At 39.0% G+C, this 11,913-nt stretch carries 11 protein-coding genes; 8 read left to right on the forward strand and 3 right to left on the reverse strand.

The genetic code is table 11. From position 1 onward, the window contains the following. Positions 1 to 36: 36 nt before the first annotated feature. Positions 37 to 1,614, reverse strand: a complete 1,578-nt coding sequence (locus ACJ004_RS20460) for a glutathione ABC transporter substrate-binding protein (protein WP_410894985.1) — start codon at positions 1,612 to 1,614, stop codon at positions 37 to 39. A 295-nt stretch (positions 1,615 to 1,909) separates the two neighbouring features. On the opposite strand from ACJ004_RS20460, the gene ACJ004_RS20465 reads away from it, so the two are divergent. The 8 genes from ACJ004_RS20465 to ACJ004_RS20500 all read left to right on the forward strand — a co-directional run bounded on the left by ACJ004_RS20465 (position 1,910) and on the right by ACJ004_RS20500 (position 8,861). After that, positions 1,910 to 2,812 (forward strand): ABC transporter permease, encoded by a 903-nt coding sequence (locus ACJ004_RS20465; RefSeq protein WP_410894986.1) that lies wholly within the window; start codon positions 1,910 to 1,912, stop codon positions 2,810 to 2,812. 21 nt (positions 2,813 to 2,833) lie between these two features. Beyond that, the gene (gene nikB / locus ACJ004_RS20470) at positions 2,834 to 3,754 is read left to right on the forward strand and encodes a nickel ABC transporter permease (RefSeq protein ID WP_410894987.1); all 921 of its coding nucleotides are present in this window, start codon (positions 2,834 to 2,836) and stop codon (positions 3,752 to 3,754) included. Positions 3,755 to 3,770: 16 nt separating this feature from the next. Beyond that, the gene (locus ACJ004_RS20475) at positions 3,771 to 4,790 is read left to right on the forward strand and encodes an ABC transporter ATP-binding protein (RefSeq protein WP_410894988.1); all 1,020 of its coding nucleotides are present in this window, start codon (positions 3,771 to 3,773) and stop codon (positions 4,788 to 4,790) included. Continuing rightward, positions 4,790 to 5,785 (forward strand): ABC transporter ATP-binding protein, encoded by a 996-nt coding sequence (locus ACJ004_RS20480; RefSeq protein WP_410894989.1) that lies wholly within the window; start codon positions 4,790 to 4,792, stop codon positions 5,783 to 5,785. The genes ACJ004_RS20475 and ACJ004_RS20480 overlap by 1 nt, the downstream gene beginning before the upstream one ends. Before the next feature lie 104 nt (positions 5,786 to 5,889). After that, on the forward strand, positions 5,890 to 6,630 hold the full coding sequence (locus tag ACJ004_RS20485; RefSeq protein ID WP_410894990.1) for a sensor histidine kinase: 741 nt from the start codon (positions 5,890 to 5,892) through the stop codon (positions 6,628 to 6,630). 13 nt (positions 6,631 to 6,643) lie between these two features. Next, positions 6,644 to 7,336, forward strand: a complete 693-nt coding sequence (locus tag ACJ004_RS20490; protein ID WP_410894991.1) for a response regulator transcription factor — start codon at positions 6,644 to 6,646, stop codon at positions 7,334 to 7,336. After that, positions 7,333 to 8,640, forward strand: a complete 1,308-nt coding sequence (locus ACJ004_RS20495; RefSeq protein WP_410894992.1) for an SLC5/6 family protein — start codon at positions 7,333 to 7,335, stop codon at positions 8,638 to 8,640. Before ACJ004_RS20490 ends, ACJ004_RS20495 begins: the two co-directional genes overlap by 4 nt. After that, positions 8,640 to 8,861: a hypothetical protein gene (locus tag ACJ004_RS20500; RefSeq protein ID WP_410894993.1), complete on the forward strand. Its 222-nt coding sequence runs from the start codon at positions 8,640 to 8,642 to the stop codon at positions 8,859 to 8,861. Before ACJ004_RS20495 ends, ACJ004_RS20500 begins: the two co-directional genes overlap by 1 nt. A 122-nt stretch (positions 8,862 to 8,983) precedes the next feature. Here the strand turns inward: ACJ004_RS20500 and ACJ004_RS20505 are convergent, their stop codons facing one another. Beyond that, positions 8,984 to 10,330 (reverse strand): NAD-dependent malic enzyme, encoded by a 1,347-nt coding sequence (locus tag ACJ004_RS20505; protein WP_410895075.1) that lies wholly within the window; start codon positions 10,328 to 10,330, stop codon positions 8,984 to 8,986. 127 nt (positions 10,331 to 10,457) lie between these two features. Further along, a complete protein-coding gene (gene nhaC, locus ACJ004_RS20510) occupies positions 10,458 to 11,876 on the reverse strand; it encodes a Na+/H+ antiporter NhaC (protein WP_410894994.1) in 1,419 nt (472 codons plus the stop codon). Positions 11,877 to 11,913 lie beyond the last annotated feature (37 nt).

The raw sequence follows: 11,913 nt of genomic DNA on the forward strand, positions 1-11,913 counted from the left end.
CCTTCTAGAACACTATCAATTTCTTTATAAAGTCATTTATTTAATTACTACATCATCAATCATTAGATAGTTGGCAGCATTTAACCAAAAACCACTTACATTTTTACTATAGGCAGCCAAATGTTCATAATTTCGGATAGGAACATAAACGGCATCATCAATCTCTTTTTGCATAACTTCTTCATATAGCTTTAATCGCTTTTGCTCATCTGTTTCTTTTCGTGCTGATTCAATCATTTTATCGACTTCTGGATTACTATAGTAGAAATGGTTCCCTGCAGCTCCCTGTGATGCTGAATGGAATAAGTTGTACTGGTTGTAATCTCCGTCACCTGTTGCATTTCCCCATCCACCAATAGCCATATCGTGCTCACCTTTATCAATCATGTCGATATACGCACCATATTCCATTACCTGGATTTTCACATTTATTCCAATCCCTTTTAATTGTGATTGCATTACTTCAGCCATGTTAATACGTTCTTTTCGGTCACTGGTTAATAAAGTGACATTTAATCCTTTTTCATAGCCAGCTTCTTTTAACAATTTCTTTGCTTCATTCAAATCATAGTCATAGGCTTTAACCTTATCACTGTATCCAAGCACCTTAGGGCTCATTGCTACATTGGCAAGGGTTCCAACGTTATTATAAACACCTTTAATAATGGCTTCTCTTTCGATGCCGTGGCTGATTGCCTTACGAACTCTTACATCATCAAACGGTTTTTTCTTTGTGTTAAATCCAAGATATTCAACAGCTAGTCCTTCTGTACGATAGAGGCCCATTTTATCAGAAGCCTCAATGCGCTCAATCTCGGTTACAGGTACCTGGTCATTAATTTGTGCTTCACCTGTCTCAATCATAGCTAGGCGAGTTGCATCTTCAGGAACGACTTTGAATACTACTCTATCAATATTAGGTTTCTTCCCCCAGTAGTTTTCATTTCTCTTCAATGAAATTTCTTGTCCAGTCTTCCATGATTCAAACACAAATGGACCTGTACCGACTGGGTGCTGTGATAAGGAATCCGGATTTTCTTTAAGTGCTTTTGGACTAATAATACTACCTTCTTGGCTGGCCAAAATAGATAGCAGTGGTGCATAAGGATATTCGAGTAATAATTGAACTGTAAAATCATCCACAACTTTTACTTCCTTAATCATTGCGAACTTCTCGCGTTGCGGTGATTCCGTTTTCGGATCTAACATACGATCAAATGTTGTTTTAACAGCTTCAGCATTGAATGGTGCACCATCATGGAATTTAACGCCTTCTTGTAATTTAAATTCCCATGTTGTGTCATTTACGACTTTCCATTCTTTCGCTAACAGTGGTTGAATTTTGAAGTCTTTATCTGGTGCAACTAGTGTCTGATAAACTTTTTGATAAATGATATTCGCAGAAGGAATATCTGTGATAAAATGCGGATCAAGTTTTGTAGCATCAGAAAGCCTTACAACTGTTAATGTACCGCCTTGTTTCGTTGCTTCTTTTTTGCTTGCTGAATCAGTTGAAGAAGTTGATTTTGTGGAACAAGCTTGAGCAAATATCATCATTAAGCCGATTAGAACAAATAGCATCCCTTTATTAATACTGCGTCCCTTTTTCTCCATTTTTTTATGCTCCCTTATTATGTTATTTTGTAAATTCTGACTCTTCAATCGGTTATCCACCATCCTTCCGCTAGTACATATCTGCATTATAAAAGACAATCGACAATAATATTTACAGAATATTTACTTAAATTTTAACTATATTGACATATTATTTAAAAAATATTTACTTTTCGCCTAATTTTGATAATTTGAACATAACCCAATTAAAAGTCTAAAGTTTAGAAGGTGGTTAACAGCAACGATAAATTTCGCCCCATCTTTCAAAAAATAATTAAAATAAGGAGGGTTTTACATGTCAGTTGAAGTAAATACTGAAAAACCAATTGTAATCACACAAACAATTAATCTACCCAAACGATCTAAATTTAAAGACTTCCTTTCTATTTTAATGGTTAATAAAGCAGCGATGGTCGGTGCAATGATTATCCTCTTTTACATTTTTATCGGATTATTTGCACCACTCTTAGCCCCCTACAATCCATATGAAATTATATTAGAAGATAAATTACTGCCTCCATCGATTGATCACTGGATGGGAACCGATGATAAAGGGAGAGATATATTAAGTCGTATTTTGTATGGCTCAAGACTTTCGATGGGAGTCGGTTTTGCTGCGGTAGCCTTTGGCTCATTCTTCGGAATCATTTTTGGACTAGTTGCCGGCTATTATGGAAAATGGGTTGATTCACTAATTATGCGTATGATGGACGTCATGCTCGCCTTCCCTGGAATCTTACTAGCTTTAGCCATCATAAGTGCTCTAGGACCAGGTCTGATGAATGTTACGATTGCGGTTGGAGCATTTTCCGTTCCATTATTTGCACGAATTGTCCGCGGTTCTACATTAGAAGTGAAACGTCTCGAGTATATCGACGCCATTCGGTCGCTTGGCGCAAATGATTTAACAATTATTTTCAAACATATTTTACCGAATATACTTTCTCCAATCATTGTCCAAGGAACATTACGTCTTGCGACCGCGATTTTATCTGCTGCTGGCTTATCGTTTTTAGGTCTTGGCGCACAGCCTCCTTCTCCGGAATGGGGAACGATGCTAAGTAATGGAAGGGATTTCTTATTCTCTGCACCATACATTGCGATTTTTCCGGGTTTAGCGATTTCTATCCTCGTTTTAGGTTTTAATATCTTTGGTGATGGATTACGCGATGCTTTTGATCCAAGAATGAAAAAGTAAAATAAAGGAGGTTTGATGACGATGATGATGTTTATTTTACGCCGTTTAATACAAACGATTCCCGTAGTAATTGGGGTAACTTTTGTCGTATTTTTTATCATGCAACTAGTTCCCGGTGATCCTGCTGTTTTGCTTGCAGGTGAAGGAGCGTCAAAAGAAACAGTTAATGCCATTCGCGAGCAATTGGGGTTAAACCGGCCATTACTGGTTCAATATTTTGACTACCTTTTGAATGTTTTTCAAGGAGACTTTGGTACTTCACTTAAGAATAGCCAGCCAGTACTTGATGAAATAATGGTTAGACTGCCTATCACTATGGAGTTAGCATTCTTTAGTATCATTATCACAATCGTTTTAGGTATGGCAGCGGGAATTATTTCAGCGGTTAAACCTTATTCACTTACAGATACAAGTGTTATGTTAGTTGCCTTACTTGGAATTTCCTTACCGAGCTTTTGGTTTGGTTTAATGATGATGTATTTCTTCTCCGTAAAACTGCAAATTCTTCCGGTTGCAGGTTGGGATAGTATCCTTCACGTCATTCTTCCTGCTCTAACTTTAGGAGCAGGGGGTGCAGCGATTGTTGCCCGGATGACGCGTTCTAGTATGCTTGAAGTCATCAGACAGGATTATATCCGTACAGCACGAGCAAAAGGACTGCGCGAACATGTCATTATTTATAAGCACGCATTACGGAATGCCTTAATTCCAGTAATAACGGTTGTTGGGTTACAGTTTGGTGCTTTGCTTGGCGGAACTGTATTAGTTGAATCAATCTTCGCGATTAACGGACTTGGCAGAATGATTGTTGATGCGATCCGAATGCGGGATTTACCAGTGGTTCAAGGGGGAGTTTTAGCTGCCTCACTAATCTTTGTTATCGTGAACTTATTTGTGGACGTATTCTATCGGTTCTTTAATAAACGAATTGAACTAAATTAACGGGTGGTGAATAATAGTGAGCGAGAAAAACAGTCCAATTTTAGAAGTAAAAGGATTAAAAACACATTTCTTTACAAAACATGGTGTAAGTAAAGCCGTTGACGGGATTGATTTTACCCTTCGAAAGGGAGAGACTTTAGGTATTGTCGGAGAATCGGGCTGTGGAAAAAGTATGACATCACTTTCCATATTACGACTAATCCCCTCCCCTCCAGGGAAAATTGCCGATGGACAGGTTCTTTATAAAGGGAAAGATTTAGTCACACTCTCAGAGGATGAAATGAGGAAAATCCGTGGAAATGAAATCTCGATGATTTTCCAAGAACCGATGACATCATTAAATCCCGTCATTCCTGTCGGAGAACAAATTGCTGAGGCATTAAGATTGCATCAAGGTATGAGAAAAAAGGAAGCGTGGATTAAGGCAGTTGAAATGCTGAAGCTAGTGGGAATACCTTCTCCTGAAAAAAGGGCAAAACAAGAACCATTCCAATTAAGTGGAGGTATGCGCCAGCGTGTAATGATTGCGATGGCACTTGCCTGTACTCCAGAAGTGTTAATTGCCGATGAACCAACAACAGCCTTAGATGTAACCATTCAAGCACAAATATTAGAGCTAATTAAAGATTTACAAAAAAAGATCGGTATGGGCGTTATTATGATTACACATGATTTAGGAGTTGTTTCTGAAACATGTGATAAAGTTGCAGTAATGTATGCCGGCAATATTATTGAACATGCGCCAACTGAAAAGATATTTACAAATCCAAAGCACCCCTATACACAAGGATTGTTAAATTCTTTACCGAAGATCCATGAGGACCAAGAAGAATTGCAAACGATCGAAGGGAGTGTACCAAGTCCGTATAATTTGCCGACAGGCTGCCGTTTTGCTTCAAGGTGCCCCCATCAGAAACCATTATGTCACTTGCAGAAGCCTGATTTAATTGAACAAAATGATGGTGTTACAGTACGTTGTTGGATGTACACTGACGAATGGACGAAACATACGGAAAAAGAGGGGGCTGTTAAATAATGGTGACTGCTACAGAGAAAAAAGTATTATTAAAAGTGGACCATTTGAAACAATATTTCCCTGTTAAATCAGACTCCATTTTTAAACCTAAGGCATTTGTAAAAGCAGTTGACGACATTTCTTTTCACCTATACGAAGGAGAAACACTAAGTATTGTTGGGGAATCTGGCTGCGGTAAATCCACTACAGGACGAGCGATTTTACGTCTCGATGAACCAACAGACGGGAATGTATTTTACTCTGGTAAAGACATTTTAAGCCTCAATAATAAAGAGATGAGAAAGCTTAGAGGAGACTTGCAAGTAATTTTCCAAGATCCCTTTGCCTCCCTTAACCCCCGTCAAACGGTAAAGCACATTTTAAATGAAGCAATGGCCATTCAAAATGTCGTTGAAAAACCGAAAAGGCTGGAAAGAATGTTAGAATTACTGGGGTATGTCGGTCTACCCCACGAAGCGCTTGATCGCTATCCTCATGAATTTAGTGGAGGGCAGCGTCAGCGAATTGGGATTGCCCGTGCACTTGCAGTCGATCCTAAATTAATTATTTGTGACGAAGCAGTATCTGCTTTGGATGTTTCCATCCAGGCCCAGATTCTAAATCTATTAAAAAAACTACAAAATCAGTTTCAGCTTACCTTTTTATTTATCTCACATGATTTAAGTGTAGTAAGGCATATCTCCGACCGAGTAATGGTTATGTATTTAGGAAAAATTGTTGAGATTGCTGATAAAAAGAATCTATTCGACTCACCGCTTCATCCATATACAAAGGCATTATTATCATCAATTCCTGTACCTAATCCAGTCCTAAAAAGGGAACGTGTCATCTTAAAAGGAGATGTCCCTTCCCCTATTAACCCTCCGAGCGGATGCCGTTTCCATACTCGCTGTCCGTTTGCAACAGAGAAGTGTAAATTAGAGGAACCTGCTTTACGAGAATTAACTGAGAATCATTTTGTCAGCTGCCATTTTGCAGAACAACTTTCACAATAAATGTTATATTAGAAATAAAAAAACTTTATAAAATAAAATATAATATTAAAAAAGGGAGTATTTTTAGACTCCCTTTTTCTACATCTAAAGGAGAATTTCGTTTAATGCTTAATATTGAAGCTTTCTCCATCTACATTATGCTATGTGTCTTAGCCCCATTACTAGGTGCATTTACTTTGCTGTTTTTATTTATATTTGAAAAACGAATTGATCTTTTAGAAAAGCAAACACGGGAAATTGCTCTCGAGAAAGAATTGCAAACAGCCCTTTATAATCAATTAAATCAGGAAATCCAACCGCATTTCCTCTTTAATACATTAAATTCTATTTTAAGCCTTGCAAGATTGGACAGAAAAACAGAATTAATTCACTCGATTGAGACACTTTCAAGATTGCTTAAGTTTAAATATAAGACAAATACACCTTTAATAACAATTAATGAGGAATTATCCTATATTAATTATTATTTGGAAATACAAAAAATAAGGTTCCGGGACAGACTTCATTACGAAATATCAATGGATTCAACGGTCGGACAGGCTGTTATCATCCCTTTTTTAATTCAAACTCTTGTTGAGAATGCTTTTAAGCATTCATTTGACAGACATATTGGTGAGGCTATTTTAAAAATAATTATTGAAAAGAACGAGAAGGAAGTTTATGTAACTGTATGGAACAATGCCTTAGAAGGACAGATGATCCAATCTCATAAAGATGGACTTGGTTTGGATAATATTGCAAAAAGACTAGATCTTCTCTTTCCAGGAAAACATACTTCAGTAAAATTAATAACTTTAGATGACGGTACTAGTGTTATAGCCGTTTTCCCATTTGTACTAAGATAGGGGGTGCATCCAAATGAATATCCTTTTAGTAGATGATGAACCACTTGAATTAGAAATGCTCGAATATTTAATTCAAAAAAAGTTTCCAAACTGGAAGTTTTTTAAGGCTCTAGATGCTTCACAAGCCATTCAAATCATCAAACAGCATGAAATCTTCCTTGCATTTCTTGATATACAGCTCCCAGGTAAATCAGGTTTGGAATTAGCGATAGAACTTACACGAAATTACTCAATGGATATTATCATGGTTACAGCTTTTCAGAATTTTGAATATGCTCAAATCTCGATAAGAATTGGGGTTGTTGATTATATTACGAAGCCTGTCATTGAAGAAGAGCTTTTAAACGTATTAAACAGGTATGAGCGATTGGGACGATACACGGAACAAATCGTAAACGCATTACAAATTATTCATCAGGAATATAGTGAAAAATTAACATTAAATTATTTAGCTTCAAAGATTCACATTAACCCTGCCTATTTAAGTAGAAAATTCCACGAAGAAGTAGGGATGGGCTTCTCTGAGTATTTAAATGATTATCGTTTAAAGGAAGCTCAAAAAATGTTAATTAATCATCCTGATTTAAGCATAAGCACGATTTCAGAAAGATGTGGATTTAATAGCCAGCATTACTTTAGTCAAATCTTTCGGAAATTGACAGGACAATCACCGAGTGACTATCGCTTAAAGGAGACATACCGTTGAATAGAAGTTCTTATCAATTATATATAGGCGGTACAATTAAATTAGGGGTAGGCTTTGGGGTTGTTAGTCTATTAGCGAGGTGGATAACAGGCAATACGATCCTCTCTTCTCCCGAAACGTTAATTAAATACGGATTAACTGGTGGAATTGGCTATTGCTTAATGGGGGCTTTAGCACTTATTTTGTTTGGATTTTTAGCCAAAATCATTAGAGAAAAATTTCCCGATGAGCAAACGATTGGAGATGTACTGAGAAAAAGATTATCACCAAGCGGCTACTGGTATTTCATCACCATCCTTCTCATTACCAGCCTGCAATCCTTATTTGTCCAAGCAATGGGGGCGGGAATCCTCATTCATATCCTGTTCCCTATGCCCATTTTTATAGGAATGCTTTTGTTTTTAGGCTTTTGTTTTTTTGTAGGCGGTGTTGGTGGGATGCAACGGCTGCATCAGTTATCAGGTGTGAATGTCTCATTGATATTCGGAGCTGTCTTAATCATTCCTGTCTATTTTTATATTCAGGAAGGTGTCCATCCTGTTTATGAAGGGATTAAACTTTTTCATCCTTATATTTTATTCTATAAAAATACAGATACGAGTTGGTTTATTTTCACGGCTATTTTGATTGGCTTTGGACAGGTCATGATTGATCGAGCAACATGGCAGAGAGTATTTATCATCAAAAAAGAAAAAGTTCAAATGACCTTTACTCTAGCAGGAATAATATGGGCCACAATCCCACTTGCCCTAACCTCTCTGCTAATGATTATTATGTTTGGCAGAAGCTATAAAGATATTTATTCGTTGCTGTTTGAACTTGTTGATAAAATACAATCAACCATGCTAATTGTTTTATTTGTTTTATTTTGCTTTAGTGCGATTTCTTCAGCAATTAGTGCAGAACTACATGCGACGACTACGTTAGTTGTAAAAAATATTATTGAATTATTTCATCCTTTATCTGACCATGAAAGATGGAAATTCACTTATATTTTTTCAGGAAGTATTTGTGTATGTTTGCTAATAATCGTGAGTACTTTTAAACCTACTCCGCTACAATTATTGTTTTTCTCTGGGAATATCTACGCTGCCATCATTGTGCCGATGTTATTTATAATTCTAAGTAACAAATCGATTCCAGCAATCATTCCTTTTTCCTCTTTGATTGGTGCCTTGGGAGGCTATATGTTTATTCCGATGAATGATAACTTAACGATCATATGGATAAGCTTCATAATTTCTGGTGTTATTTGTTTATTGGTTTTTATTTTCCAAACAGTATCCACTAGGATAAAGCATTAATGGAAGATTGGAGGGAAGTAACATTGCCTAACGGAAGTCAGCATTTTATCAAGCGTCGAACCATTGGAAGCATCAATTGTCTCTGTAACATGGCTGCTGGAGCCGTTCGGATTTTATTAAATCATTGGGAGTATACTGATCATTTTATTACGGCAGTATTATTGTCAATACCAAAAAAAATCCCTGCTTCTTCAGGTATATCTCCTGAAAAAGCAGGGTAACTTTTCAAACAGGGTGAAGGAGCCTGTGCCCCTTTACTCTATGTTTAAGCTGATTTTATAAAGGGAAATCACCGCTAATGTTTGTAGTTTTGCAATTTAATAACCCCTGCAGTTTTTACGCCTTAGCATGTTACCAGCACCCTATGTTCGGCTTTATTAGACTTAAAAGCGGCCCTCTCTACCGCATCGGCTACCATTTCATGGACTTTTGAATCCAGCGGATGGGGTACCAAATCTCCTGGTTTGGTGCCTGCTGCAATTGCTTCCGCCGCAGCGACTAACATCTGATGGGTGATTTCGGCGGCCCGGGCATTAAGCGAACCGCGGAAGATACCAGGAAAGCCAAGGACATTATTAACAGAACGGCCGTCTGCCGCATAGGCAGCCCCGGCTTGCAGAGCCTCTTCCGGTTCAATTTCTGGTTTCGGGTTAGACAACGCGAGAATGATTTGCCCTTGATGCACCCACTCCTTTTTAATGAGTCCAGGAACGCCGGTAGTTGCGATGATAATATCAGATTTTCCCATCAACTCTTCAAGGCTGTCAACAGGATTCCCTCCGTAGCCCTTCAGTCTCTCCTTCGCTTCGGAAGACTTATCCGCTCCGAAAACATTTTTTACTCCGTAGGCCATAAACATTCGACAGATAGCCAGGCCTGCTGCCCCAAGACCAATTTGCCCTACTTGTGCTTTTTCCAGGTCGACGCCGGCACTTTTACAAGCGGAAATGGCTGCGGCTAGGGTCACAACCGCCGTACCATGCTGGTCATCATGCATAACCGGAATGTCCAGATCCCTCTTAAGGCGTTCTTCTACCTCAAAGCAATGCGGAGAGCCGATATCCTCCAAAAGGATCCCGCCAAAGCCAGGTGAAATATGTTTCACCGTCTGTACAATCTCATCTGGATCTTTCGTATTTAAAAGGATTGGAATGCCATTGATACCGGCCAACTGATCGAAAAGGGCAGCTTTCCCCTCCATCACAGGCATCCCCGCAACCGGGCCAATATCCCCAAGGCCGAGAATCGCCGTCCCGTCAGTGACGATGGCTACTGTATTACCGATATTCGTATAAATTTTCGCTTTCTCCGGCTCCTTCTCGATCACACGGCAAACGTTTGCCACACCTGGCGTGTATACACGTCTTAAGTCAGCAAGCGATTGAATCGGCATCTTGCTTTTCATCTGAATTTTGCCGCCTTCATGCGCACGAAGAACATCATCTGAAACGGTATGAAGACGGATGCCCTCTCCGAGTTGGCGAACTGTCTCCAATAATGATTCGAGCTTCGCTTCATTCTCCACTTGAACCGTAATGTTGCGCTTCGTATAGTTCGCTCCTACATGTACTGTTTCAATGTCTCCGATATCACCCCCGGCAAGCCCGATTGCCGTCGCTACCTTCCCAAGATTTCCGGGAGTGGACGGGGTTTGTACAAGTAAAGTGCGAATGATGTTTTTATTAATCATAACGGAATACCTCCAAATGATTAGAGCGAAGGAAGAAGTCCTTCGCCCCAAAATATTGATTATCTGAAATCTAGCATTTAAAAGTTAAAGAAAATTAGTTGTTTTTTGTGGATGGTATTGTTCGCGATTAATTAGCACGCTTATGCAATGCTTGTCCATCCATATTAATCTTTTCGGTATACCAAATAAACTTTCCTGTGTATCCATAAATTAAAGCAATGGCAAGTGAAACAAAACTTAACCACATGAATGGCAAATAAGATAATGTAGATACACCTAGAATTCCCGCCATAAAAATACCGTTGTCAGACCAAGGAACCATCCCCGATGTCATCGTACCGCCGACCTCTGAGTTGCGAGACAGCACTCTTCGGTCAATTCGTAATGTGTCGTAGCTCTCTTCCATGATTTTAGGTGTTAAAATTAATGATACATACATCGCACAACCAAATACGTTTGCTAAAAAAGCCACAATTTGTGTTGAAAGGGTCACATTTCCCGCGGATGTTAGCTTGTGCTGGAACTTGGAAACGATCACTTTTAAAACACCTAAATGCTCTAGTAGACCACCAAATCCCAGACCGAAAATAATGACAACGACAGACCCGAGCATTCCTTCAATTCCACCGCGATTCAAGAGCTTGTCCATAAAATCGATGCCGGTATCAGCAGAAAAGCCAACATAAGCGGTACCAATTGCATCATCAAAACTCATCCCCTGGAACACAGAAGCCCAAATGGCACCAAGGAGAGCACCAGCGGTAATAGTCGGCAAAGAAGGCTTTTTTAGCGCAAGTAGAATGATGACAAATACAGCCGGTACCAACATCCAAATTTGAATATCAAACATTTCAAGTAATGAAGACTTTAGAAAATCGACCTTTTCCAAATCGACATTTTTTCCACCGTACATAAATCCTGCGATGGTGAAAAGAATTCCGGTAATAATAAAGGCAGGTAGAGATAAATACAACATAGCGCGTACATGCGCAATCACATCCACTTTCGACATTGATGCTGCGAGCACGGTACTGTCAGATAATGGCGATAGTTTATCCCCGAAATAAGCACCGGAAAGAACTGCTCCCGCTACAAGCGGAAGCGGAATTCCAAGACCTTCCCCGATTGCCATCATCGCTATTCCCGCCGTTCCAACCGTTCCCCATGACGTACCAGTTGCCACAGACGTAATAGAGCAGATAACAAGAGTTGCAAGTAAGAAAATGCTTGGATGAATAAACTCCAACCCATAATAAATAAGTGTTGGCACAACCCCGCCGGCAATCCATGTCCCAATAAGGGCACCAACCGCGACTAGAATTAATATGGCCTCAAGGCCTTTTGTAATCCCCTTTGTGATCATCTCTTGCAGCTCTTGATAACGATAGCCTAATCGTATTCCAAGCAAAATAACAAGAAACCATGAAATAAATAGCGCAAGCTGTATTGGCAAGTTAAAAATCGCCGTAAATGAAAAGACAACAGCTAGAAACAAACCGAGGACAAAAATAATTTCTAACATGGATGGTAATCGTACACTTTTCAACCCAATTCCCCCTTGAAATAGACAAAACAAAACGCTT

Source organism: Neobacillus sp. 204 (genome assembly GCF_046562815.1).
In the GTDB taxonomy this organism is placed as follows: domain Bacteria; phylum Bacillota; class Bacilli; order Bacillales; family Cytobacillaceae; genus Neobacillus.